This is a genomic window from Pseudomonas sp. Tav-5-1A (assembly GCF_055755055.1).
Map to the genome: position 1 here is coordinate 2,417,288 of NZ_CM146901.1, position 24,879 is coordinate 2,442,166.

Sequence of the window (24,879 nt, forward strand, 5' to 3'; positions counted from 1 at the left end):
CCTTTTATCCCGTTGCCAGCCAGTCTAGTCGGCCTGGGCGAAAGCCTTGAGCGAATCGCCGGCCAGGCGGTAGCGAATCCACTCCGGCTGGGCGGCGGCGCCAATCGATTCGTAGAACTTGATCGCCGGCTCATTCCAGTCCAGCACGCTCCATTCCAGGCGGCCACAGCCGCTGTCGTGGGCAATCTGCGCCAGGTGCTTGAGCAGCGCTTTGCCGGCGCCCACGCCGCGATGTTTCGACGACACGTACAGGTCTTCCAGGTAAATGCCCTTGCGGCCCAGCCAGGTGGAGTAGCTGAGGAAATACAGGGCAAAGCCGACCGGCTCGTCGTCCAGCGAGCACACCAGGGCGCGGGCGTAGCCTTCGGGGTCTTCGAGGCTGCGGCGGATATCGTCGACGTTGGCGACGACCTCATGCTCGGCTTTTTCGTAGATGGCCAGTTCAGTGATGAAGCCCAGGATCAGTTCGGCATCGGCGGGGGTGGCGGGGCGGATGTGCAGGGGCAAGGGGGCATTCCTTGAGGGCTATTAAAGGCTGACATTGTGCCTGACTGTGCGAGGGCAGCACATCACGCCATCACGCCATCACGCCTTCGAGCCATCACGCCGGCCGCCCTTGATCTTGATCCCGTGAGGCCGTTGATCTTGATTGTGTGCCCCATAAAGCGCCAGGGCCGACTGGAGGCGTTGGCCAAGCGGTCCCCGGCGTAGCCGGGGAAGACGGAACCGGAGGCGCTTCTATTCCGGGCCGTCGGCCGCTTGGGCGACGCCGGAGGGAGGGGACCCGCAGCGAAGCGTAGGGACCAAGCAGGGGCAAGCCTTTTTTGCTTACTTTTTGTGGCGTTTGACAAAAAGTGAGCCGCCGTAAGGGCGGAAAGGTGATTCTGCATCACCCTTGATATTGGATATGTGCATGGCTTTCGAATGTCGCTTCTGAGGGATTCGAACATATCCATTTTCGCGGGGCGACCACCGACCGTTTCGGCCTTACGCCGACTCACTTTTTGGCAGTCGCCCCAAAAAGTAAGCAAAAAGGGCTTGCCCCTGCTTGGGCCCTCCGCTGCGCTACGGGTCCCCTCCTTCCGGCGCCGCTCAGCGGGCAGACGGCACCCGCTATAGAAGCCTGCGGGTTACCGTCTCTTCGGCCTGCGGCCTCGGCCCTTCGGGCAGCCCGTTGAGCGACGCCTCCAGTCGGCCCGGGCGCTTTACGGGGCATACAATCAAGATCAAAAGCAAAATCAAAAGCCAGATCAACAGCCAGATCAACAGCAGATCAAAAGCCGGATCAACAGCAGGTCACAAGCCTGCTGGGTGGTGTACGAAGATGTTTGTTCTGTCATCAATTTGTCATTGATTTGCCATATAAATTTCCCGGCCAAGGATGGCAAATGGCCTGCCGACGAACTGCATTCAAGTCCTCGGCAACGCCGCCGATGCGTGGCATGAAGCATCGTTTTTTACTGCATGAAGAAAGGGACGTCTTCGACACCGCGCACCCTTGGCGCGGTGGTTTATCCCTGTCATGAGTACCTCTCGATGGTCGTGCGCAAATCCCTGAAAGCCCAAATGCTCACCCTGATCGGCGGCAGCCTGCTGGCCATGCTGTTGATCGCGTTGTCCTGCTTTCACTTGTTGGCCAATGGTGTGAAGGACTATCACCAGCTGATCGAAGGCCCGTTGCGCACCTCGCAACTGATCGATGAGGCCAACCTGCAATTCAAGATCCAGGTTCAGGAATGGAAAGACGTGCTGCTGCGCGGCAAGCAACCTGCGGACCTGGCCAAGTACTGGGGCCAGTTCGAAGACCGCCAGCGTGACGTGCAGGAAATCCTTGGCCGCCTCGTGGCCCAGCCGGGCATCGATGCCAACCTGAAAGCCGATATCCAGGGCCTGCGTGACAAGCATCGGGCGCTGGAGCAGGACTACCAGCGTGGCCGCGATGCCTTCGTGGCTGCGGGCGCCGACCCGGCCGCCGGCGATGCAGCGGTGAAGGGCGTGGACCGCGCCGTGAGCGAGCAGATGAGCGCGCTGGTGAGCCAGATCCGCAAGGCCGGCGAGCAGCAGGCTGCGGCCATTCGTGACTCGGCCAACACCACGGTGTGGGGCGGCCTGCTGGTGCTGGTGGTGTCCGGGCTGCTGATCGGCCTGCTGAGCCTGGTGCTGGTCAGCCGCTACCTGGTGGTGCCTATCCAGCAGCTGATCGAGTACGTGGCCGACCTCAGCCGCGGCCAGTTCAACCAGCGCGTGGACAGCCATCGCCAGGATGAACTGGGCCGCCTGGCCGTGGCAGCCAATACCCTGCGCGACTTCCTCGCCGAGACCTTCACCGGCCTGAAGCGCAACGCTGGTGACCTGGATGGCGCCAGCGCCGACCTGCACGGCATTGCCGGGCAGATGTCGCAAGGCACCCACGACCAGTTCAACCGCACCGACCAGGTGGCCACGGCCATGACCGAAATGTCCGCCACCGCCCAGGAAGTGGCACGCCACGCCGTGGACGCGGCCCAGGCGGCCGACCAGGCCGATGCCTCCGCGCACCGGGGTGAGCAGGTGATGCGCGCCACCATCGAGACCATCACTCACATGCGCGGCGAGATCACCACCACCGCCCAGGTCATCGGCAACCTGGAAAACGACAGCGCACGCATCGGCAAGGTGCTGGAAGTGATTCGCGGCATCGCCGAGCAGACTAACCTGCTGGCCCTCAACGCCGCCATCGAGGCGGCCCGCGCTGGTGAGGCAGGGCGTGGCTTTGCCGTGGTCGCCGACGAGGTCCGCAGCCTGGCCCAGCGCACGGCTGCGTCGATCATTGAGATCAACCAGATCATCAACGCCGTGCAGGCCGGTGCCAGCGACGCGGTGAAAGCGATCCAGAGCGGCCAGGCGCGCAGCGAGGAGGGCGTGGCCCAGGTGACCCAGGCCGGTGACATGCTGCGCCAGATCACCTCGGCGGTGGAGGCGATCCGCGACATGAACCGGCAGATCGCCACGGCGGCCGAGGAGCAGACCTCGGTGGCCGAGGACATCTCGCGCAACCTCACCGACATCACCGAGATCGCCAGCACCAACCAGGGCAACGTGCAGCGCACCGAAGTGGCCAGCCGGCGGCTGCACGACCTGTCGCGTCAACTCAACGAGGTGACCGCGCGGCTGGGGGCATAAGCCTCAGTTCGCGGCTTGCAACTCGCCGATGGCCTGCCACAGGCGCTCGTCGTTGAAGTCCTCGATCACCAGGTGCGCGCCGGCCGCCAGCAGGGTCTCGCGGCTCTGGCTGGTGGTCAGGGCCACGGTGAAAATACCGGCCTTGACCGCCGCGGTCAGGCCCGGCACCGAGTCCTCGAAGGCGATGGCGTCGCTGGCGCGGGCGCCCAGGCGTTCCAGGCCGGTGAGGTAGGGCAGCGGGTCGGGCTTGGCCCGTGGCAATTCCTCGGCCACCACCACGCTGTGGAAGCGCGGCGCAATGCCCAGCGCGCCCAGCATGTGGTCAGCGTTGGCGCGCGGGGCGTTGGTGACCACCACCTTGCCGATGCCCTGGGCTTCTGCGAAGTCCAGCAGGCGCGGCAGGCCGGCCAGCGGGGCCAGTTGCGGCGACAGCTCGCGGAAGCGCGCTTCCTTGCGGTCGGCGAACAGTTGGTGCTCGGCCACCGAGCGCTCCGGGAACAGGTTGCGGCACATGTTCGGGTTGGCCTGGCCGCTGCAGTGCTTGACGAAGTCTTCCTCGGTAAAGTCGCGGCCTTCTTCGGCCAGCAGTTGCTGGATGGCCAGCAGGTGCAGCTTGTCGGTGTCAGTCAGGGTGCCATCAAGGTCAAACAGCAAGGCGGTGAGCATCGCGATATCCATTCAGGGTGGCTGAAAGCTTTAAGCGCGTAATCCTATCAGGTGATTACCCTAACGTCAGGGCGAAGGCGGCCGATAAAACCTTGTCACCGATCAGTTTGTGGTGATGTTAATTCGCTATTATGTGACGACCGTTCGTTGCCTGACCGGCCCTGCAGGAGTTACACATGCTTCAACACGCTTACGCCCAGCCATCGGCGGCTTCGCGGCTGGACCCCATCAGTGGCCTGCCCAATCGCGAACAGTTCGCCATCGATCTGGGCGTATTGGCCAGCCAGCACCCGGGCGAGGCACGCACCCTGGTGTTGATCGATGCGCTGGACATGCACTGGGCCCATGACATGACCCTGGCCATGGGCCTGGCGCCGTTCGAGGGCATCATCCGCTGCATTTCCGCGCGGTTGAACCAGCAACTGGACGGTGTGGCACGTTTGTACCATATCGGCGTCAAGCGCTTCGCCTTCGTGATCAGCGCCGGCCTGGATGACTTCCCGGCGTTCATCGAAGGCCTGGTGGACACCCTGCGCCAGCCGGCCCTGCTCGACACCGTGCCGATACACCCCACGGTGCGCGCCGGCAGCGTCGACTTCGCGCTGGAGGCCGACGCCCTGCGCGACGTGCTGCGCAAGGCCATGTACGCCACTGAGCTGGCGGTGCTGGCAGGCCAGCGCTGGGCGGCGTATGACCCGGTGCGCGACGCCGAGTACCGGCGCAGCTTCTACCTGGCCGCCGACATCACCGAGGCCATGGCCGACGGGCAGTTGAGCCTGCACTTCCAGCCGCGCTTCGCCATTGGCGACGGCGCCCAGGTCAGCGCCGAGGTGCTGCTGCGCTGGCAGCACCCGCGCCTGGGACGGGTGTCGCCGGCCGAGTTCATTCCGGTGCTGGAACGCAACGGCATGATCCACGAGGTCACCCGCTGGGTCATCGACACGGCCCTGGGCAAGCTTGCCCAGTGGCGCGGCCAGACGCTGAGCCAGCTGTCCATCAACCTGTCGCCGATGGACTTCGACGGCCACGATGTCAGCGGCACCCTGCGGCGCCTGTGCCAGCAGCACGGCATCGACCCGCAGCGGGTGGAAGTGGAGATCACCGAGGGCGAATGGCTGCGCTCCAACCCCAAGGTGCTGGGCGAGCTGGCGCAGATTCGCGGGCTGGGCATGGACGTGGCCATCGACGATTTCGGCTCGGGCTACAGCAACTTTTCGTACCTGCACGAAATTCCCGCCAACGTGGTCAAGCTCGACCGTTCCATGGTGACCGGCATCGAGGACAACCCGCGCTACCAGAAGATCGCCCGTTCGATTCTCAAGCTCGCCAGCGAGCTGGGCTACCGCACGGTGGCCGAGGGCGTGGAGACGTTCCGCTGCCTGCAACTGGTGCGTGAATACGGTTGCGACGAGGCCCAGGGGTATTTCTTCGCCCGGCCGATGGACGAGGCGCAGTTCCTGGCGTGGAGCGAGTGCGGCGAGTTTCCGCTGGCGTATTGAGGGCAGGCACGGCCCCCGTAGCAGCGGCCGTCTTGTGGGAGCTGGCTTGCCAGCGAGCTTTTATGGCCCCAACAGCTCGCTGGCAAGCCAGCTCCCACAGGAGGTAGTCAACGCCGCAAGTAGGCCGCGAAGTCGATCTCGCCAGCGCTGAGAATCGCCTGCACCCGATTGTGCACGTTGAGCTTGCGCAGGATCGCCGACACATGGGCCTTCACCGTGGTCTCGGCGATTTCCAGGTGCCAGGCGATCTGCTTGTTCGACTCGCCCTTGGTCATGCGCTCCAGCACCTGCAACTGCTTGCGGGTCAGCGCCTCCAATAATGCCACCGACAACCCCGGCGTCGGCGTGCCGGCCTGCACCGGGCGGCCAGCGCCGCTGCGGATAATGTCCGCCGGCAGGTACACGTCACCCTCCAGCACCTGGGTCAGGGCGCTGGTCATCTGCGCCCGCGGCGAGGACTTGGTGATGAAGCCGGCGGCGCCGTAGGTGATGGCCTGCAGCACCACCTGCTTGTCCTGTTCGGCCGACACCACCACCACCGGGATGGTCGGCGCCTCGTTGCGCAGGTTGAGCAGGCCGCCCAGGCCGTGCATGCCCGGCATGTTCAGGTCCAGCAGGATCAGGTCCAGGTCATCGTGCTGCTGGGTCAGCTGCAGGGTGCTGTCCAGGTCGGCGGTTTCCAGCACTTCGCAGCCCTCGAAGGCGTCGAGCAGCACGCGGGCCATGGCTTCGCGGAACAACGGGTGGTCGTCGGCAATCAGGAATCGGTACATGGGCGTCGGCTGTTCTTGTTGTGGGCAAAGGGCCTGGAACAGGGTATCACAGGGCGTGCAGAACCTTGCCGCGGTGGCCGGGCGGCGGGGTGTCGGCGTGGGCAACGTTGGCGAGGAGGCAACCGAACGCCAGGCCGAGCGCGGCTTGGCAGAGCAGGGGGGCAAGGAAGCGAATCATGGCGGCGATGCTCTTTCTAGTTATGGGGGCATTACAGGGCGCATCGCAGGCTTTGCAAATGCTCCTTTGGGCCTGCCGAACCAGTACCAAAGTAGTAGGCGGGCAGGGCTGGCCAGGCTGCGCATTGGCCCGGCAATGCATTACCCTGACGCCAACTGTCCCTGCCAGAAGAACAGACATGAGCCCTGCCATCAGCCAGCTGCGCAAATTCGTCTCCCCGGAAATCATCTTCGGCGCCGGTTGCCGCCATCACGTTGCCAACTACGCGAAGAACTTCGGTGCCCGCAAGGTGCTGCTGGTCAGCGACCCGGGGGTGGTGGCGGCCGGCTGGGTCGCCGACGTCGAGGCCAGCCTGGCCGGCGAGGGCATCGACTACTGCCTGTACAGCACGGTGTCGCCCAACCCACGGGTGGAAGAGGTGATGCTGGGCGCCGAACGCTACCGCGCCGAGCACTGCGACGTGATTGTCGCGGTGGGCGGCGGCAGCCCCATGGACTGCGCCAAGGCCATCGGCATCGTCGTCGCCCATGACCGCCACATCCTCGAGTTCGAGGGCGTGGATACCCTGCGCGTGCCCAGCCCGCCGCTGATCCTGATCCCCACCACCGCCGGCACCTCGGCGGACGTCTCGCAGTTCGTCATCCTCTCCAACCAGGAGCGGCGCATGAAGATCTCCATCGTCAGCAAGGGCGCGGTGCCCGACGTGGCGCTGATCGACCCCGAGACTACCCTGAGCATGGACCCCTTCCTGTCCGCCTGCACCGGCATTGACGCGCTGGTGCACGCCATCGAAGCCTTCGTGTCCACCGGCCACGGGCCGCTCACCGACCCCCATGCCCTGGAAGCCATCCGCCTGATCAACGGCCACCTGGTGCAGATGATCGCCAACCCCCACGACCTGGCCCTGCGCGAAAAGGTCATGCTGGGCAGCATGCAGGCCGGGCTGGCGTTCTCCAACGCCATCCTTGGCGCGGTGCACGCCATGTCCCACAGCCTGGGCGGCTTTCTCGACCTGCCCCACGGGTTGTGCAACGCGGTGCTGGTGGAGCACGTGGTGGCCTTCAACTACAGCGCCGCGCCCGAGCGCTTCCAGGTCATTGCCCAGACCTGCGGCATCGACTGCCGCGGCCTCAACCACGCGCAGATTCGCCAGCGCCTGGTGGAGCACCTGATTGCCCTGAAGCACGCCATCGGCTTCCACGAGACCCTGGGCCTGCATGGCGTGCGGGTGGCGGACATTCCGTTCCTGTCGCACCACGCCATGCACGACCCGTGCATCCTCACCAACCCGCGCCAGTCCAGCCAGCGCGATGTCGAGGTGGTCTTTGGCGAAGCCCTCTGACCCGCGCCAACAAGCCCTGGCCGGGCTGCTGGGGCTGACCAACCATTCGGTGCGCAAAAGCCATTACCCCGAGCTGGCCGCACGCCTGCAGGAACTGGAAACCGAGCGCAACCGCTACCAGGCGCTGTCCCTGCGCCTGCAAGAGCTTAACGACGAACTGGAGCGGCGCGTCAGCGAACGCACCGAGGAACTGCGCGAGGCCCGCGACGCCGCCCAGGCCGCCAACCTCAGCAAGGACAAGTACCTGGCCGCCGCCAGCCACGACCTGCTGCAACCGCTGAACGCGGCGCGGCTGCTGATTTCCACCTTGCGTGAACGACCGTTGCCCAGCGCCGAGAAGGGCCTGGTGGAACGCACGCACCAGGCGCTGGAAGGCGCCGAGGACCTGCTCACCGACCTGCTGGATATCTCGCGCCTGGACCAGGCCGCGATCAAGCCGGATGTCGATGTGTACCGCCTGGAGGAAGTCCTCGCGCCGCTGGCCTCGGAATTCCAGCCGGTGGCCGAAGCCGCCGGGCTAAGCCTGAGCCTGCGCTGCGGGCGCTTCGCCGTGCGCACCGACCTGCGCCTGCTGGCGCGCATCCTGCGCAACCTGCTCAGCAACGCCTGCCGCTACACCGAACGGGGGCGCATCTTGCTGGGCGCGCGGCGGCGCGGCGACCAGTTGCGCATCGAGGTGTGGGACACCGGGCGCGGCATTGCCGCCGACCAGTTGCAAGCGATCTTCCTCGAGTTCAACCAGCTGGAAGTGGGCCGCGCCGCCGAGCGCAAGGGCGTCGGCCTGGGCCTGGCCATCGTCGAGCGTATCGCCCGCATCCTCGACACTGGCGTGCAGGTGCGCTCCACCCCAGGGCGTGGCTCCTGCTTCAGCCTGCTGGTGCCCCTGGCGGCCCAACCGCCGGCGCCCAGCCCGGTGCCGCAGCCGCGCCTGGGCAACCCGCTGCCGGGGCGGCGCCTGCTGGTGCTGGACAACGAACCGGACATTCTGCGCAGCATGGCCGACCTGCTCGGCCAGTGGGGTTGCCAGGTGATCACCGCCACCGACGAGACCGCCGCCCTGGCGGCCCTGCACGGCCAGGCCCCGGAGCTGATCATCGCCGACTACCACCTGGACCATGGCGTCACCGGCTGCGAAGTGGCCCGCCACCTGCGCGAACACTTCGCCCAGGCCATCCCGGTGGTGGTGATCACCGCCGAGCGCAGCGACCAGTGCCGCCGGCAGTTGCAGCGGCTCGGCGCGCCGTTGTTGAACAAGCCGGTGAAGGCGGGGAAGTTGCGGGCGGTGTTGAGTCAGTTGTTGGGGTGAGCGGGGCCGGCCGCCGGCGGCTTGCCCATTCGCCAACCCAACCACCCGCCGGCCAGCGCGCCGGCAAGCATGACCAGCGGCATCATCGGTGCAATCAACGCGGCCGCCAGCCCTGCCGCTGCGCCACCGCTCAGTGCGGTCGCCAGGCGGGTTGCGATGTGAGGGTCGACTTCCGGGGCATCTGCAGGTGGCTCGAAGCGCTCCAGAGTACTTTTCAAGGCATCGATATCCGGGGCCCGTGCGCTGGGGTGGGTGATGCGGTAGTAGTTGAGGATGGTGTCGACTTCTGCGGGGGTCAGCGACGGGGCGGGCGTGCCTTTCATTGCAATTCTCCAGTGATCATGGTTTGCGCCTGGTATCCGGCGCACAAAATGACGATGACCAGCAAGACCGAGAAGGTTTTTAGCCGGGCGGGTGGCAACCAGCCCTGATTTTTCCCGCGTTCGGTCATTGCAGCCATCAAGATCAGCAGGCAGACAGCGGAGACGGTGAAGCAGGCAGCAGGTAGTACCCCAGGCTCCTTGAGTGACAACGTTTTGATGCCTGCCTGTACGGCGATGATAGTGCCGCCGTAAAGCCAGCCCAATGGATCGAAGGCCTGGACCCAATGAAACGTGAACCTGCCCTGGCTGCTGACCACATAACTGGAGAGCCCCATCAGCAGGTAAAGAATGGCGGCACCCAGCAGTGGAAGGATGCCTTCGAGCAGAAGCCATTTTGTCGCGTTGTCCATCACCATTACCGCGTCCCTGATACCCGTGCTGGTTAGGTGCGATAGCGTGTTGGTGTTTAGGCTGTGGGTCAATCCGACAGATACAAAACACTACACTTTTGCTGGGGCATAGGGCGCGGACGCAGCCTGGCGGCAGCTGCTACGTGAAGGTGTTCATGCCGGCCCCGCGTTAATCCTCGAAGCCCACCTGCTCATGCATCTCGTCCACCTTCAACTCCAGCCGGTAGGCCACGGCGATGAACAGCGCCTGGCACAGGCACAGGGTGGCGCTCAGGGAGCGGAAGGCGAAGGAGCTGCCTTCGTTCACCAGCAGCACGCTGTTGGCGCGCTTGGCCAGGGGTGAGAGGTTGGAGTCGGTGATGATCAGGGTCTTGGCCAGGTGGTGCTGGGCAATGCGCAGGCAGTGCTGGGTTTCCTTGCCGTAGGGGGTGAAGCTGATGGCGATGACCAGGTCGCCCTGGCGCACGCTGCGCATCTGCTCGCGGTAGCTGCCGCCCAGGCCGGACACCAGGTGGATGCGCTTGTTGGTGTGCTGCAGGTTATAGACCAGGTAGTCGGCCACCGCGAACGAGCGGCGCACGCCCACCACGTAGATGTTCTCGGCGTTGACCACCAGGTCCACGGCCTTCTCGAAGGCCACGTCGTCCAGTTCCCCGCCCAGGCGCTCGATGCCCGACAGGGTGGCGTCGATGCACTCGCGCGCCAGGTCCGCGCCGCTGGCCTTCTGCGACTTGTTGGCGATCAGGTTGCGAATGCGCTGCTGGTAATTCTGTACCGGCGTGGCCTTGTGGGTGTAGGCCTCGCGGAACAGCGCCTGCATTTCGCTGAAGCCGCTGAAGCCGAAGCGCTGGGAAAAGCGCACGATGGCCGAGGGGTGCACCTCGCATTCGCCGGCGATGTCGCTGATGCGGTCGACCATGATGCGGTCGCTCTGCTGGCTCATGTAGCTGGCGATGCGCTTGAGCTGGCGCGGCAGCCCTTCGTACTCACGGGTGATCAGTTGCAGCAGCTGCTCGGCGGTGGCCGGGGCGCTGGCGGCGGTTGGCTCGCTGAGGGCCGGCTGATCGGGGCGGGACATGTGCTTATCCTTCTTGGGGTTGGAGCTGTTGGCTCGCGCAGTCTACAGGGTAGGCAAGAAAAAAAACCTGAGCAAAAGGTCCAGTTCCCGTGGCAAACCCGCCAGAAACGCTCAAGCCCAGTATGCGCGATAGAAAATAGAAAATAAATTCCGCATAAAATTTTTATGGAAAAAAAGTTGATCCGATGGAAAAGCCGTTCTAATCTGGACCCAAGACAACGACATCGGCCGCCATTGGCCGGTGCGCAGGCTGATAAAAATAACAGGAGCCAGCATGGGCCAGACTCGTTTTGCCACTGGGCGTCAATTGGATCTGATTTGTCTGGGGCGCCTGGGCGTCGACCTCTACGCCCAGCAGGTGGGCGCCAGGCTGGAAGACGTCGCCAGTTTCGCCAAGTACCTGGGCGGCTCGTCCGCCAACATCGCCTTCGGCACGGCGCGGCTGGGGCTCAAGTCCGCCATGCTGAGCCGGGTAGGGGACGACCACATGGGCCGGTTCCTGGTGGAGTCGCTGCAACGTGAAGGCTGCGACACCTCGGCCATCAAGGTCGACCCCGAGCGCCTCACCGCCATGGTTCTACTGGGCCTCAAGGATCGCGAAACCTTCCCCCTGGTGTTCTACCGCGAAAACTGCGCCGACATGGCCCTGCGCGCCGAAGACGTGCGCGAGGACTTCATCGCCGCCAGCAAGGCGCTGCTGATCACCGGCACGCATTTCTCCACCGACGGCGTGTTCAAGGCCAGCAGCCAGGCGCTGGACTACGCCGAACGGCACAACGTCAAGCGCATCCTCGACATCGACTACCGCCCGGTGCTGTGGGGGCTGGCGGGCAAGGCCGATGGCGAGACGCGCTTCGTCGCCGACCACAAGGTCAGCGCCCACGTGCAGCGCATCCTGCCGCGCTTTGACCTGATCGTCGGCACCGAGGAGGAATTCCTCATCGCCGGCGGCAGCACCGATTTGCTCACCGCCCTGCGCACCGTGCGTGAACTGAGCGCCGCCACCCTGGTGGTGAAGCTCGGCGCCCAGGGCTGCACGGTGATCCACGGCGCCATTCCGGCGCGCCTCGAGGACGGCGAGATTCACCCCGGCACCCGCGTCGAAGTGCTCAACGTGCTGGGTGCCGGCGACGCCTTCATGTCCGGCTTCCTCAGCGGCTGGCTGAACGATGCCGACGACGCCCGCTGCTGCCAGCTGGCCAATGCCTGCGGCGGCCTGGTGGTGTCGCGCCACGCCTGTGCCCCGGCCATGCCCACGCCTGCCGAGCTGGACTACCTGTTCAACAGCCCGGTGCCCATCACCCGCCCGGACAAGGACGAAACCCTGCAACGCCTGCATCGGGTCACGGTGCCGCGCAAGCAGTGGCAACAGCTGTTCATCTTCGCCTTCGACCACCGCGGGCAGTTGGTGGAACTGGCGCAGCAGGCCGGCCGCGACCTGGCGACCATTCCCGCGCTGAAGCAGCTGTTCCTGCGCGCCATTGAAGAAGTGCAAGCCGACCTGGCCAAGCGCGGCATCGCCGCCGACGTCGGCCTGCTGGCCGACCAGCGCTTCGGCCAGGACAGCCTCAACGCCGCCACCGGCCGTGGCTGGTGGGTGGCCCGCCCGGTGGAGGTGCAGGGCTCGCGGCCGCTGGCCTTCGAGCATGGCCGTTCGGTGGCCAGCAACCTGATTGCCTGGCCCAGCGAGCAGATCATCAAGTGCCTGGTGCAATTCCACCCCGACGATGAGCCTTTGCTGCGCCTGGAACAGGAAGCGCAGATCCGCGGCCTGTACGAGGCGTCCATCGCCAGCGGCCACGAGCTGCTGCTGGAAGTCATCCCGCCCAAGGACCTGCCCGGCGCCCACCCCGACGTGCTCTACCGCGCCATCAAGCGCCTGTACAACCTGGGCATCTACCCGGCCTGGTGGAAAATCGAGGCCCAGGACGCCGCGCAGTGGCAGGCCCTCGACGCGCTGATCAACGAGCGCGACCCCTATTGCCGCGGCGTGGTGCTGCTGGGCTTGAACGCGCCGGCCAGCGACCTTGCCGAGGGCTTTGCCCAGGCGGCCGCCAGCACCACCTGCCGCGGCTTTGCCGTGGGCCGCACGATTTTCCATGAGCCCAGCCGCGCCTGGTTCCAGGGCGAACTGGACGACGCCGGCCTGATAGCCGCGGTGCGCCAGCGGTTCAGCCAATTGATCGAAGCCTGGCGCTCGGCCCGTCACGGTCGCTGAGCGTCACCCCACCGATAACAACAACAGGTGCAGCCATGCCATCCGCGATTCGTATCGGCATCAACCCGATTTCCTGGAGCAACGACGACCTGCCGTCCCTGGGCGGCGAAACCCCGCTGAGCACGGCCTTGAGCGAAGGTAAGGCCATCGGCTACGCAGGCTTTGAACTCAACGGCAAATTCCCCAAGGACGCCCAGGGCGTGGCCCAGGTGCTCAAGCCCTATGACCTGGCGCTGGTGTCGGGCTGGTATTCCGGGCGCCTGGCCCAGCGGTCGGCCGCCGAGGAGATCGACGCCATCGCCAGCCACGTGCAGCTGCTGGCCGCCAACGGCGCCAATGTGCTGGTGTACGGCGAGGTGGCCGACTCCATCCAGGGCAGCCGCATCCGCCTGGTGGAGCGCCCGCGCTTCCACAGCGAAGCGGCCTGGAAAGCCTACGCCGCCAAGCTCGACGAGCTGGCCAGCTATACCCTGAGCCAGGGCGTGCGCCTGGCCTACCATCACCACATGGGTGCCTACGTGGAGGCGCCCGAGGACATCGACACGCTGATGGCCCTGACTGGCGAGCAGGTGGGCCTGCTGTTCGACGCCGGGCACTGCTTCATGGGTGGCGGCGACCCGCTGGCGGTGTTGCGCAAGCACATCAAGCGCGTCTGCCACGTGCACTTCAAGGACGTGCGCCAGCCGGTGGTGCAGCTGGCGCGCAACAACCTCTGGAGTTTCCCCGACTGCATCGTCAACGGCACCTTCACCGTGCCGGGCGATGGCGACATCGATTTCGCGTCGCTGCTCGACGAGCTGCTGGCGGTGGACTACAACGGCTGGCTGGTGGTGGAGGCCGAGCAAGACCCGGCCGTGGCCCCTAGCTATTTCTACGCCAAGAAAGGCTACGACACCCTGAGCACCTTGCTTGCCCAGGCCCGGCAACGGAGGACTGCAGCATGAGCCTGTTGGTGAAGAGTAATAAGCAGGGCCAGGAAGTGGTACGCCTGGCCGAGGGCGCTCTGGAATATGTGGGCTTCAGCGCCCACCGCCTTAGCCTGGGCGAAAGCCTGCCGCTGCACGCCGGCAGCCAGGAACTGTGCGTGGTGCTGCTCAGTGGCCGCGCCAGCGTGGCCGGCGAGGCGCCGGTGCAGGGCGCGTTCAGCTGGGACAACCTGGGTGAACGGCAATCGGTATTCGAGGACAAGTCGCCGTGGGCGGTGTACCTGCCCAGCGGCAGCCAGGCGCGCCTGCAGGCGCTGAGCGATGTGCAGGTGGCGGTGTGCGCCGCCCCCGGTGCGCCGGCCGGCGAGTTGCAGGCGCGGGTCATCAGCGCCCAGAGCATGAAGCGCAGCACCCGCGGCAAGGGCGCCAACACCCGCTACGTCTGCGACATCCTGCCGGACACCGAAGTGGCCCATTCGCTGCTGGTGGTGGAGGTACGCACGCCGTCGGGGCACAGCTCCAGCTACCCGCCGCACAAGCACGACCGCGACGCACTGCCCGCCGAAAGCTTCCTGGAAGAGACCTACTACCACCAGGTCAACCCGCCCCAGGGCTTCGTGTTCCAGCGCGTGTACACCGACGACCGCAGCATCGACCAGGCCATGGCCGTGGAGAACAACGACCTGGTGGTGGTGCCCGAGGGCTACCACCCGGTCAGCGTGCCGTATGGCTACGAGAGCTACTACCTGAACGTCATGGCCGGCCCACGCCGGGTATGGCAATTCAACAACGACCCGCAGCACGAGTGGCTGCTGGACCTCTGACTGCGCCCGCTTGCCCCACACACGGTTTGCCAACTCAGGAGAACAACAAGAATGCGCCAGCCCCTGCGTTTCGCCCTCAACCGCATGGTTGCCCCGCGCCTGCCCCTGGCTGAGTTCATCCAGCTGGCGGTGGCGCTGAAGGCCGATGCCATCGAGATCCGCAACGACCTCAAGGGTGTCGAGATCGAAGACGGCACGCCCGCCGAGACCGTGCGCCAGCTGTGCGCCGCCGAGGGCATCAGCGTGCTGTCGATCAACGCCCTGTACCCCTTCGATGTCTGGAACGACCAGCGCCGCGCCCAGGCCCTGAAGCTGGCGGCCTATGCCCGTGGCTGCGGTGCCCGTGGCCTGGTGCTGTGCCCGTTCAACGAGGCCGACAGCCGCAGCAGCGCCGAGCGCGCCGCCGGCCTGCGCACGGCGCTCACCGAGCTGGCGCCGATCCTGCGCGAGCATGGCCTGCTGGGCTTTGTCGAACCGCTGGGCTTCGAACAATCGGCCCTGCGCCGCAAACGCACTGCGGTGGAGGCGATCAAGGCCATCGGCGGCCTGGACGTGTTCCGCCTGGTGCATGACACCTTCCACCACCACCTGGCCGGCGAGCAGGAGTTTTTCCCGGCGCTGACGGGCCTGGTGCACATCAGCGGCGTGGAAGACAGCCAGGCGCCGCTGGCCAGCATTCTCGACGGCCACCGGGTGCTGATCGGCGACGGCGACATCCTCGGCAACGCCGAACAGCTCGACAGCCTGCTCAGCAGCGGCTACGACGGCTACGTGTCGTGGGAGCCGTTCGCCGACAGCGTCCAGGACCTTGCCGACATCCGCACGGCGCTGGGGCAGAGCATGGCGTACCTCAATCGCCAGCTGGCGCCCTGACCTGCGGCCGCTCATTTTCGAACAATAAAAGGTGCAAGCATGAGCACGACACGATTGACCATGGCCCAGGCCCTGGTGCGCTTTCTGGACAACCAGTACATTGAAGTCGACGGGGTGCAGAGCAAATTCGTCGAAGGCGTGTTCACCATTTTCGGCCACGGCAACGTGCTGGGCCTGGGCCAGGCGCTGGAGCAGGACCGTGGCCAGCTGGTGGTGCACCAGGGCCGCAACGAGCAGGGCATGGCCCACGCCGCCATCGGCTTTGCCAAGCAGCACCTGCGCCGCAGGATCTACGCCTGCAGTTCGTCGGTAGGGCCTGGCGCGGCGAACATGCTCACCGCCGCGGCCACCGCCACGGCCAACCGCATTCCCTTGCTGCTGTTGCCCGGCGACGTCTACGCCAGCCGCCAGCCCGACCCGGTGCTGCAGCAGATCGAGCAGTTCCACGACCTGAGCATCAGCACCAACGATGCGTTCAAGGCCGTGAGCAAATACTGGGACCGCATCAACCGCCCCGAACAGCTGATCAGCGCCGCCCTGCAGGCCATGCGCGTGCTCACCGACCCTGCCGAGACCGGCGCGGTGACCCTGGCGCTGCCCCAGGACGTGCAGGCCGAGGCCCACGACTACCCCGACAGCTTCCTGGCCCGGCGCGTGCACCGCGTGGAGCGGCGCCAGCCGGGCGAGGCCTCGTTGGCCGATGCTGTGGCGCTGCTGGCCAGCAAGCGCAAGCCGTTGATCATTTGCGGCGGCGGGGTGAAATACGCCGGCGCCGCCGACACCCTGCAGGCCTTCGCCGAACGTTTCGACATTCCCTTCGCCGAAACCCAGGCCGGCAAGAGCGCCATCGTCTCCAGCCACCCGCTGAACGTCGGTGGCATTGGCGAGACCGGCTGCCTGGCGGCCAACCTGCTGGCCAGGGAGGCCGACCTGATCATCGGCATCGGCACCCGCTACACCGACTTCACCACTTCGTCGAAGTGGCTGTACCAGCACCCCGAAGTGCAGTTCATCAACCTCAACGTCAACGGCGGCGACGTGCTCAAGCTCGACGCCGTGCAGCTGCTGGCCGACGCCAAGCTGGGCCTGCAGCAGCTGGCCGAACCGCTGGCGCGCCAGGGCTACCGGGCCGGCTGGGGCAACCAGGTGATCGAGGCGCGCGGCCAGTACCACGCCGAGGTCGAGCGGGTGTACGCGGCGCACTACAGCAGCGAGGACTTCAGCCCGGAGATCACCGACCACCTGGACCCGGCGGTGCTGCGCGAATTCATCGAGCTGACCGGCTCGGCGCTGACCCAGAGCCAGGTGCTGGGGGTGATCAACCGCGAGCTGGACGCCGATGCGGTGATCGTCGCCGCCGCCGGCAGCCTGCCCGGCGACCTGCAGCGGGTGTGGCAAAGCCGCAGCGTCAACAGCTACCACCTGGAGTACGGCTACTCGTGCATGGGCTATGAGGTCAACGCGGCGCTGGGGGTCAAGCTCGCCGAGCCGGCGCGCGAGGTCTACGCGCTGGTGGGCGATGGCTCGTACCTGATGCTGCACTCGGAGCTGGCCACCTCGATCCAGGAGCGCCGCAAGATCAACGTGCTGCTGCTCGACAACATGACCTTCGGCTGCATCAACAACCTGCAGATGGGCCATGGCATGGGCAGCTTCGCCACCGAGTTCCGCTACCGCAACGCCGAGACCGGCAACCTGGACGGCGGCTTCGTGCCGGTGGACTTCGCCATGAGCGCAGCGGCCTACGGCTGCAAGACCTACAAGGTCAGCACCCTGGAGCAGTTGCACGCGGCGCTGCGTGACGCCCGCCAGCAGACGGTGTCGACGCTGATCGATATCAAGGTACTGCCCAAGACCATGATCCACGGTTACCTGTCCTGGTGGCGGGTGGGCGTGGCCGAAGTATCCACCAGCGCGCGCACGGCCCAAGCCAGGCGCGCGCTCGACGAACAGCTGGCCAAGGCGCGCCAGTACTAGGGCCTGCACGAACACTTGAGGGTGGGTACGTGGTGTGGGAGCTGGCTTGCCAGCGAGCTTCGCAGCGCCACAACAGCTCGCTGGCAAGCCAGCTCCCACATTTATCGATTTCGTACTGGGCCGACTCGCCACACGGGAGAATGATCATGCGTATCGGATTAGTAGGTTACGGCCGCGGCGGCCGCGTGTTCCATGCACCGCTGCTGGCCAGCCTGGGCGGCGCCCGGTGGGTGGGCGTGGTGACGCGCTCGGCCGAGCGCCGAGCGCAGCTGGCGGCGGATTTCCCCGGCGTGCCGGCCTTTGACAGCCTGGCGCAGCTGGTGGAGGCAGGCGTTGACGCGGTGGTGATCTCCACCTCGCTCAAGGGCCGCCCGGCGCTGGTGCTGGAGGCCATCGAGCATGGCGTGGCGGTGGTCAGCGACAAGCCCTTCGCCGCCGATGCCCAGCAGGCGCAGGTGCTGGTGGAGTCGGCCGAGCGCCAGGGCGTGCCCATCAGCGTCTACCAGAACCGCCGCTGGGATTCGGACTTCCTCACCGTGCGCAAGCTGCTGGACAGCGGCGTGCTGGGGCGGGTGCAGCGCTTCGAGTCGGCGGTGGAACGCTACGAGCCGCAGAACCTGGGCAACGACAGTGGCGGCGGCTGGCTGCGTGACCTGGGCAGCCACCTGGTGGACCAGGCGCTGCAGCTGTTCGGCCCGGTGACCCAAGTGTACGCCGAGCTGGCGCTGGCGCCCGGGCAGACCGTCGACCACGGTTTCTTCGTGTCCCTTACCCACGCCAGCGGCACCATCAGCCACCTGCACGGCAACGGCCTGCAAAGCGCGCCACGCCCACGCTTCCGGGTGTGCGGCGAGCATGGCAGCTACAGTGTCGAGGGCCTGGACGTGCAAAGCGAGCAGGCCGAGGCCGGGCTCACCCCGGCCAGTGCCGGCGATAACTGGGGCGTGGAGGAACACCGGCGCTGGGGTTGGTTCGAGCAGGGCGCGGAACGCGAGAAGGTGCCCTCGGAACGCGGCAACTGGCTGCAGTTCTACCAGCAGTTGCAGGCCGCCGTGGACCAGGGCGCGGCGCTGCCGGTGGACGCCCGCGACGCGGTGCAGGTGCTGGTGGTGCTGGACGCCGCGCGCCGCAGCGCAACCCTGGGTGAGGTGGTGAAATTATAGGATGCAATAAAATTCTAAATTCATTTGATATGGAATTTATTTTCTACTAGAGTCAATTGCAGGTTCCGACTTTCACATCCGCCGCCCAACCGGCGCGGCGGATGAAAAAAACCAAGCACAACAATAAAAAGGTGCCGTCGATGAAAACCTTCACCCCGCAAGCCTCCCGGCTGCGTTCCACCCGCACGTCCCCCGTTCGCCGCCTCTGCCTGGCAATTGCCCTGACCATGGCCAGTGGCGTGGCCCTGGCCGACATCAAGGTCGGCGTGGCCATGTCGCAGTTCGATGACACCTGGCTGACCTACCTGCGCGAAGCCATGGGCGCCAAGGCCAAGGCCATGCCCGACGGCGTCTCGCTGCAGTTCGAGGACGCCCGCGGCGACGTGGTCAAGCAGCTCAGCCAGGTGGAAAGCTTCATCAGCCAGAAGGTCGACGCCATCATCGTCAACCCGGTGGACACCGCCGCCACCAAGCGCATCACCGACGAAGCCACCCAGGCCGGCATCCCGCTGGTGTACGTCAACCGCAGCCCCGACGACCCCAACCAGCCCAAGGGCGTGGTCGTGGTGGCCTCCGATGACATCAAGGCCGGCGAAATGCAGGCCCAGTACCTGGCCGACAAAATGGGCGGCAAGGGCAGCGTGGTGATCCTGCTGGGCGACCTGGCCAACAACTCCACCCAGAACCGCACCAAGGGCGTGAAGGAAGTGCTGGCCAAGTACCCCGGCATCAAGATCGACCAGGAACAGACCGGCATCTGGCTGCGCCAGAAGGGCATGGACCTGGTCAATGACTGGATCACCCAGGGCCGCGAATTCAACGCCGTGCTCTCCAACAACGACGAGATGGCCATCGGTGCCGCCATGGCGCTCAAGCAGGCGGGCGTGGAGAAAGGCAAGGTGCTGATCGGTGGCGTCGACGGTACGCCCGACGGCCTCAACGCGGTGAAGAAGGGTGACCTGGCCGTGTCCGTGTACCAGGACGCGAAAGGGCAGGCCGACGCCTCGGTGGAAGCCGCGGTGAAAATGGCCCACAAGGAAACCGTGGCGCCCCGGCTCATGGTTCCGTACCAGCTGATTACCGCGGACAACGCCGACCAGTTCAAACACTGATCGCCCGCCCAGCCTGTGGAGTGCACCTCGATGCTTGCCTTTGCCAACGATCCAATCGAACACGAATGCCTGCTGGAAGTCACCGGCGTGACCAAGCGCTTCCCCGGCGTCACCGCCCTGGACAACGTGCGCCTGAGCGTGCACCGCGGTGAGGTGCTGGCGCTGATGGGCGAGAACGGCGCCGGCAAGTCGACGCTGATGAAGATCATCGCCGGCATCCACCAGCCCGACAGCGGCGAGCTGCGCCTGCGCGGCGAGCCGCTGGTGATGGACAACCCGCTGGCGGCGCAGCTGGCCGGCATCGCCATGATCCACCAGGAACTCAACCTGATGCCGCACATGAGCATCGCCGAGAACATCTGGATCGGCCGCGAACCGCTGACCCCCTGGCACCTGGTGGACCACGGCGCCATGCACCGCGCCACCGCGCAACTGCTGGAGCGCCTGCGCATCTCGCTGTCGCCCGACGACCTGGTGGGCGAGCTGAGCATCGCCGCCCGGCAGATGGTCGAGATCGCCAAGGCGGTGAGCTACGACTCCGACATCCTGATCATGGACGAGCCCACCTCGGCCATTACCGAGAAGGAAGTGGCGCATCTGTTCTCCATCATCCAGGACCTCAAGGCCCAGGGTAAGGCCATCGTCTACATCACCCATAAAATGGACGAGGTGTTCGCCATCGCCGACCAGGTGGCGGTGTTCCGCGACGGCTGCTTCATCGGCCAGTACCCGGCGCACAGCCTCGATGGCGACCAGTTGATCACGTTGATGGTCGGCCGCGAGCTGACCCAGCTGTTCCCTCAGCGCACTCAGCCGCTGGGGCCGGTGCGCCTGGCCGCGCAGAACCTGGGCCTGGCCGGGGTGTTCGAGGGCGTGTCCTTCGAGCTGCACGCCGGCGAGGTGCTGGGCATCGCCGGGCTGATGGGGGCAGGGCGCACCAACATCGCCGAGACCCTGTTCGGCATTACCCCCGCCACCCAGGGCGAGATTTTCGTCGACGGCAAGGCGGTGCGCATGAGCGACCCGGGCCAGGCCATTCACCTGGGCCTGGCGCTGCTGACCGAGGACCGCAAGCTGACCGGGCTGTTCCCGTGCCTGTCGGTGCTGGAGAACATGCAGGTGGCGGTGCTGCCACACCATGTGGGCCACGGTTTCGTCCACGAGAAGACCCTGCGGCTGCTGTGCGAGGACATGTGCAAGCGTTTGCGGGTCAAGACCCCGTCGCTGGACCAGTGCATCGACAGCCTCTCGGGTGGCAACCAGCAGAAGGCCCTGCTGGCGCGCTGGCTGATGACCAACCCGCGGGTGCTGATCCTCGACGAGCCCACCCGTGGCGTCGACGTCGGCGCCAAGGCTGAAATCTACCGCTTGATCGCGCAGCTGGCCGACGAAGGCCTGGCGGTGATCATGATCTCTTCGGAACTGCCGGAAGTGCTGGGCATGAGCGACCGCGTGCTGGTGATGCACGAAGGCCACATGACCGGCATCCTCGACCGCGCCGACGCGACCCAGGAGCGCATCATGCACCTGGCCTCCGGCGTGACCGCAGCGGCGCCCAACCCTGCCGCGCCTGCGCACGCCCAATAGGAACCCTGCCATGACTACCCTGACTGAAAACAAACCTGTAGCCGCACCGCCCAGCCGCTCGCGGCGTCGCATGCCCACCGAGCTGAGCATCCTGCTGGTGCTGATCGGCATTGGCCTGGTGTTCGAGGTGTTCGGCTGGATTGTGCGCGACCAGAGCTTCCTGATGAACTCACAGCGCCTGGTGCTGATGATTCTGCAGGTCTCCATCATCGGCCTGATCGCCATCGGCGTGACCCAGGTGATCATCACCACCGGCATCGACCTGTCGTCGGGCTCGGTGCTGGCGCTGTCGGCCATGGTCGCCGCCAGCCTGGCGCAGAGTTCCGACTACGCCCGGGCAGTGTTCCCGCACCTCACCGACCTGCCCGTGTGGGCGCCGGTGATTGCCGGCCTGGCGGTGGGGCTGCTGGCGGGGGCCATCAACGGCAGCATCATCGCCATGACCGGCATCCCGCCCTTCATCGCCACCCTCGGCATGATGGTCTCGGCCCGCGGCCTGGCGCGGCTGTACACCGAAGGCCAGCCCATCAGCATGCTCTCGGACAGCTACACGGCGATCGGCCGCGGGGCCATGCCGGTGATCATCTTCCTGGTGGTGGCGGTGATCTTCCACATCGCCCTGCGCTACACCCGCTACGGCAAGTACACCTACGCCATCGGCGGCAACATGCAGGCGGCGCGCACCAGCGGCATCAACGTCAAGCGCCACCTGATCATCGTCTACAGCATCGCCGGCCTGCTGGCCGGGCTGGCAGGCGTGGTGGCCTCGGCGCGGGCGGCCACCGGCCAGGCCGGCATGGGCATGTCCTACGAGCTGGACGCCATTGCCGCGGCCGTGATCGGCGGCACCAGCCTGGTGGGCGGGGTAGGGCGCATCAGCGGCACGGTAATCGGCGCGCTGATCCTCGGGGTGATGGCGTCGGGCTTCACCTTCGTGGGGGTAGATGCCTACGTGCAGGACATCATCAAGGGCGTGATCATCGTGGTGGCGGTGGTCATCGACCAGTATCGCAACAAACGCATACTCAAACGCTGACTTCGCTGCGGCTTTTCGCCCGCGTCGCATCGCTCCCGGTGCCTCGCGGGCTTTTTTACATTTGGCCACTTGTTACCGGCCTGATCGCCGTCAATTCCCGCAAATTTCCCAAGCACAATTCGCCTATGGGGTGTATTTTTGGCCTCCGCCATCCACCCGATTGCGTTTATATAGCGGTTATTGGTCAAATCTACCGTCAATTCAGTTGCTGCGCGCGAAAACCGGCCTTAGACTGCCGCCCCTCATAAATTGAGTGCCAGTTGGCGCTTGAAGAATTCCGTGAGGTCGGGCAAGGCCCGGTCACACCTTTTGATTCGCCTTAATGCACGTATTTTTTATAGAGAAATCAATGACAAAGGAAAAGTTGCTGGCCATGCCGGCCGATGACTACATGAATGCTGAGCAACTGGCATTCTTCACCGAGCTGCTGCAGGCGCTGAAGGTGGAAACCCACGAGCGCATCGAGCAGAGCCGCATCGCCATCGAGAGCCTGGACACCCCGGCTGACCCGGCCGACGCCGCTTCCGTGGAAGAAGAGCGCCACTGGCTGGTGAACGTCATCGACCGCGACCAGCGTTCGCTGCCGCAGCTGGAGCAAGCCCTGGGCCGTATCGCCGACGAAAGCTTCGGCTGGTGCGACGACAGCGGCGAGCCAATCGGCCTGAAACGCCTGCTGATCAGCCCGACCACCAAGTACTGCATTGAAGCGCAGGAACGTCACGAGCAGATCGACAAGCACCAGCGCCAGGCTTGATGCCTCGGACGCGGCCTGCGGCCGCTGCTACGGGCCCTTGTAGCAGCGGCCGCCGGCCGCGTCAAAAGGGCATAACACGCCCACCCGTTGCTCCCAAGTGGTCATAGCCAATTGCCATCACTTGACGTTTAATGACGTCAAAACAACGACAATAGCTATGGAGTACTTGCCATGACGAGAGACGGATCTCTGCTCGACGCTGCCCGGCCTTCGGCCCCAGGGGGCGTTTTCGCCTGGTTGTCGCGCCTGCGCAGGCCCGCCAGCGCACCGTCAGCCGCCGGGCCCGACCCGCTGGCCGCGCTGACCCGCGACCTGTCCCACAGCACCAGCCACAACGCCCTGTCCGCCGCCGGGGTGGCCTTTGCCGTGCGCCAGCTGGCCGCGCGCGTGCAATCCCAGCTGGGCGCCGCAGCGCAGATCGTCAGCAGCGCCGAGGTGATGATCGGCACCGAACAGATTACGTCGCAACTCAGCCAGCAAGCCCTGGGCGCCGCCAGCGAAGCTCACCGCCACAGCGTGGCCGGGCGCGAGGTGCTGGCCGAGTCCATCAGCCGCATGCACCAGCTCAGCGCACGGGCGACTGCCAGCCGCGAGCTGATCGAGGCCCTGAGCCAGCGCAGCGAAGACATTCAGCGGGTGACTGCTGTGATCCAGTCCATCGCCAGCCAGACCAACCTGCTGGCCCTCAACGCCGCCATCGAGGCGGCCCGCGCCGGCGAGTACGGCCGTGGCTTCGCCGTGGTCGCCGACGAGGTGCGCGGCCTGGCCGGGCGCACCGCCACTGCCACCGAAGAAGTGGGGCAGATGGTCGCCGACATCCAATTGCGCACCGCCCAGGTGGTGGAGCAGATCCGGGAACTGGCCAGCGACCTGGGCGCCGGCGTGGTGCAGGTCGAGCGCACGGGCGAGCAGCTGGAAACCATCGCGGCGCTGGCCGCCGGGGTGGAAACCCAGGTCGGCGAGATTGCCCGCGGCGCCGAGACCAACCGCGTGCAACTGGCCAGCCTGTTCCAGGCGGTAGAGCAGGTGCGCGGCGACCTGGCAGTGAGCGACGGCCAGACCCGCAGCCTGGCCGACGCCGCCGTGCAAATGGAAGCCCAGGCCGAGCGCATCAGCGAGCGCTTGGCCGAGGTGGGCATGGATGACTACCACCAGCGCATCTATGACCTGGCCCGCGAAGGCGCGCGGCAGATTGGCGAGCGCTTCGAGCAGGATGTGGAGCAGGGGCGTATCAGCCTCGACGAGCTGTTCGACCGTCAGTACCAGCCCATCGCCAACACTCACCCGACGAAGTTCCACACCCGTTTCGACCGCTACGCCGACCAGGTGCTGCCGGCGATCCAGGAGCCATTGCTGGCGCGTCATGAAGGGCTGGTGTTCGCCATCGCCTGTACGCCCCAGGGCTACGTGCCCACGCACAACCGGGCGTTCAGCCAGCCGTTGACCGGCGACGCCGCCCACGACGCGCTGCACAACCGCACCAAGCGCCGTTTCGACGACCGCACCGGGGCGCGCTGCGGCAGCCATCAGCAGCCGTTGCTACTGCAGACCTACACCCGTGACACAGGTGAGCTCATGCACGACTTGTCCGTGCCGATAACCGTAATGGGGCGGCACTGGGGCGGGCTGCGGCTGGGATATACACCGCAAAAGGCTCGAGGATAACGGCCGT

At 66.0% G+C, this 24,879-nt stretch carries 22 protein-coding genes and 1 pseudogene; 16 read left to right on the forward strand and 7 right to left on the reverse strand.

What is annotated here, in order from left to right; genetic code table 11:
• Window positions 1-24 precede the first annotated feature (24 nt).
• Window positions 25-507 (reverse strand): GNAT family N-acetyltransferase, encoded by a 483-nt coding sequence (locus AC0J42_RS11040; RefSeq protein WP_416423602.1) that lies wholly within the window; start codon window positions 505-507, stop codon window positions 25-27.
• Window positions 508-2,019: 1,512 nt separating this feature from the next.
• Between AC0J42_RS11040 and AC0J42_RS11045 the strand changes: the two are divergent.
• Both AC0J42_RS11045 and AC0J42_RS11050 read left to right on the forward strand, forming a co-directional pair.
• A pseudogene (locus AC0J42_RS11045) lies at window positions 2,020-2,229 on the forward strand (methyl-accepting chemotaxis protein); the annotation flags it as partial.
• Window positions 2,230-2,457: 228 nt separating this feature from the next.
• Entirely contained in the window at window positions 2,458-3,162 is a 705-nt protein-coding gene (locus AC0J42_RS11050; protein WP_473006843.1) for a methyl-accepting chemotaxis protein, read from the forward strand.
• Window positions 3,163-3,165: 3 nt separating this feature from the next.
• Here AC0J42_RS11050 and AC0J42_RS11055 read toward each other — a convergent pair whose 3' ends face one another.
• Entirely contained in the window at window positions 3,166-3,828 is a 663-nt protein-coding gene (locus tag AC0J42_RS11055; RefSeq protein WP_473006163.1) for an HAD family hydrolase, read from the reverse strand.
• Between the two features lie 176 nt (window positions 3,829-4,004).
• Here AC0J42_RS11055 and AC0J42_RS11060 point away from each other — a divergent pair, with 176 nt between their 5' ends.
• On the forward strand, window positions 4,005-5,327 hold the full coding sequence (locus tag AC0J42_RS11060; RefSeq protein WP_473006164.1) for a putative bifunctional diguanylate cyclase/phosphodiesterase: 1,323 nt from the start codon (window positions 4,005-4,007) through the stop codon (window positions 5,325-5,327).
• A gap of 107 nt (window positions 5,328-5,434) precedes the next feature.
• Here AC0J42_RS11060 and AC0J42_RS11065 read toward each other — a convergent pair whose 3' ends face one another.
• Window positions 5,435-6,100, reverse strand: coding sequence for a response regulator (locus tag AC0J42_RS11065; RefSeq protein WP_473006166.1), 666 nt, complete (start codon window positions 6,098-6,100; stop codon window positions 5,435-5,437).
• Between the two features lie 46 nt (window positions 6,101-6,146).
• The gene (locus tag AC0J42_RS11070) at window positions 6,147-6,278 is read right to left on the reverse strand and encodes a hypothetical protein (protein WP_473006167.1); all 132 of its coding nucleotides are present in this window, start codon (window positions 6,276-6,278) and stop codon (window positions 6,147-6,149) included.
• Between the two features lie 178 nt (window positions 6,279-6,456).
• Between AC0J42_RS11070 and ercA the strand changes: the two genes are divergently transcribed.
• Together ercA and AC0J42_RS11080 are read left to right on the forward strand one after the other, a co-directional pair.
• Complete coding sequence (gene ercA / locus AC0J42_RS11075) at window positions 6,457-7,620, forward strand: alcohol dehydrogenase-like regulatory protein ErcA (protein ID WP_416423607.1); 1,164 nt, start codon at window positions 6,457-6,459, stop codon at window positions 7,618-7,620.
• The gene (locus tag AC0J42_RS11080) at window positions 7,604-8,926 is read left to right on the forward strand and encodes a hybrid sensor histidine kinase/response regulator (RefSeq protein WP_473006168.1); all 1,323 of its coding nucleotides are present in this window, start codon (window positions 7,604-7,606) and stop codon (window positions 8,924-8,926) included. The genes ercA and AC0J42_RS11080 overlap by 17 nt, the downstream gene beginning before the upstream one ends.
• Here the strand turns inward: AC0J42_RS11080 and AC0J42_RS11085 are convergent.
• The 3 genes from AC0J42_RS11085 to AC0J42_RS11095 form a co-directional block, all read right to left on the reverse strand.
• Window positions 8,911-9,249 carry a hypothetical protein gene (locus AC0J42_RS11085; RefSeq protein ID WP_473006170.1) on the reverse strand — a complete coding sequence of 113 codons (339 nt, stop codon included), beginning with the start codon at window positions 9,247-9,249 and terminating at the stop codon, window positions 8,911-8,913. The genes AC0J42_RS11080 and AC0J42_RS11085 overlap by 16 nt on opposite strands.
• On the reverse strand, window positions 9,246-9,665 hold the full coding sequence (locus tag AC0J42_RS11090; RefSeq protein ID WP_473006171.1) for a hypothetical protein: 420 nt from the start codon (window positions 9,663-9,665) through the stop codon (window positions 9,246-9,248). Before AC0J42_RS11090 ends, AC0J42_RS11085 begins: the two co-directional genes overlap by 4 nt.
• 163 nt (window positions 9,666-9,828) lie before the next feature.
• Window positions 9,829-10,737 (reverse strand): MurR/RpiR family transcriptional regulator, encoded by a 909-nt coding sequence (locus tag AC0J42_RS11095; protein ID WP_416423610.1) that lies wholly within the window; start codon window positions 10,735-10,737, stop codon window positions 9,829-9,831.
• A 274-nt stretch (window positions 10,738-11,011) separates the two neighbouring features.
• Between AC0J42_RS11095 and AC0J42_RS11100 the strand changes: the two genes are divergently transcribed.
• The 11 genes from AC0J42_RS11100 to AC0J42_RS11150 all read left to right on the forward strand — a co-directional run bounded on the left by AC0J42_RS11100 (window position 11,012) and on the right by AC0J42_RS11150 (window position 24,872).
• Window positions 11,012-12,955, forward strand: coding sequence for a bifunctional 5-dehydro-2-deoxygluconokinase/5-dehydro-2-deoxyphosphogluconate aldolase (locus AC0J42_RS11100; protein WP_416423611.1), 1,944 nt, complete (start codon window positions 11,012-11,014; stop codon window positions 12,953-12,955).
• A gap of 35 nt (window positions 12,956-12,990) precedes the next feature.
• Window positions 12,991-13,899 (forward strand): myo-inosose-2 dehydratase, encoded by a 909-nt coding sequence (gene iolE / locus AC0J42_RS11105; RefSeq protein ID WP_473006172.1) that lies wholly within the window; start codon window positions 12,991-12,993, stop codon window positions 13,897-13,899.
• Complete coding sequence (gene iolB, locus AC0J42_RS11110; RefSeq protein ID WP_473006173.1) at window positions 13,896-14,705, forward strand: 5-deoxy-glucuronate isomerase; 810 nt, start codon at window positions 13,896-13,898, stop codon at window positions 14,703-14,705. Before iolE ends, iolB begins: the two co-directional genes overlap by 4 nt.
• Before the next feature lie 51 nt (window positions 14,706-14,756).
• Window positions 14,757-15,578: a TIM barrel protein gene (locus tag AC0J42_RS11115; RefSeq protein ID WP_473006174.1), complete on the forward strand. Its 822-nt coding sequence runs from the start codon at window positions 14,757-14,759 to the stop codon at window positions 15,576-15,578.
• A gap of 39 nt (window positions 15,579-15,617) precedes the next feature.
• Window positions 15,618-17,555 carry a 3D-(3,5/4)-trihydroxycyclohexane-1,2-dione acylhydrolase (decyclizing) gene (iolD, locus tag AC0J42_RS11120; protein ID WP_416423615.1) on the forward strand — a complete coding sequence of 646 codons (1,938 nt, stop codon included), beginning with the start codon at window positions 15,618-15,620 and terminating at the stop codon, window positions 17,553-17,555.
• Window positions 17,556-17,701: 146 nt separating this feature from the next.
• Complete coding sequence (locus AC0J42_RS11125; RefSeq protein WP_473006176.1) at window positions 17,702-18,718, forward strand: Gfo/Idh/MocA family protein; 1,017 nt, start codon at window positions 17,702-17,704, stop codon at window positions 18,716-18,718.
• A gap of 227 nt (window positions 18,719-18,945) precedes the next feature.
• Window positions 18,946-19,830 (forward strand): sugar ABC transporter substrate-binding protein, encoded by an 885-nt coding sequence (locus tag AC0J42_RS11130; protein ID WP_416427578.1) that lies wholly within the window; start codon window positions 18,946-18,948, stop codon window positions 19,828-19,830.
• A gap of 30 nt (window positions 19,831-19,860) precedes the next feature.
• The gene (locus AC0J42_RS11135) at window positions 19,861-21,417 is read left to right on the forward strand and encodes a sugar ABC transporter ATP-binding protein (protein WP_473006177.1); all 1,557 of its coding nucleotides are present in this window, start codon (window positions 19,861-19,863) and stop codon (window positions 21,415-21,417) included.
• A gap of 10 nt (window positions 21,418-21,427) precedes the next feature.
• Window positions 21,428-22,453, forward strand: coding sequence for an ABC transporter permease (locus tag AC0J42_RS11140; protein ID WP_416423617.1), 1,026 nt, complete (start codon window positions 21,428-21,430; stop codon window positions 22,451-22,453).
• A 349-nt stretch (window positions 22,454-22,802) separates the two neighbouring features.
• On the forward strand, window positions 22,803-23,207 hold the full coding sequence (locus AC0J42_RS11145; RefSeq protein WP_027979546.1) for a TraR/DksA family transcriptional regulator: 405 nt from the start codon (window positions 22,803-22,805) through the stop codon (window positions 23,205-23,207).
• A gap of 438 nt (window positions 23,208-23,645) precedes the next feature.
• Complete coding sequence (locus AC0J42_RS11150; protein ID WP_473006844.1) at window positions 23,646-24,872, forward strand: methyl-accepting chemotaxis protein; 1,227 nt, start codon at window positions 23,646-23,648, stop codon at window positions 24,870-24,872.
• Window positions 24,873-24,879: the final 7 nt, after the last annotated feature.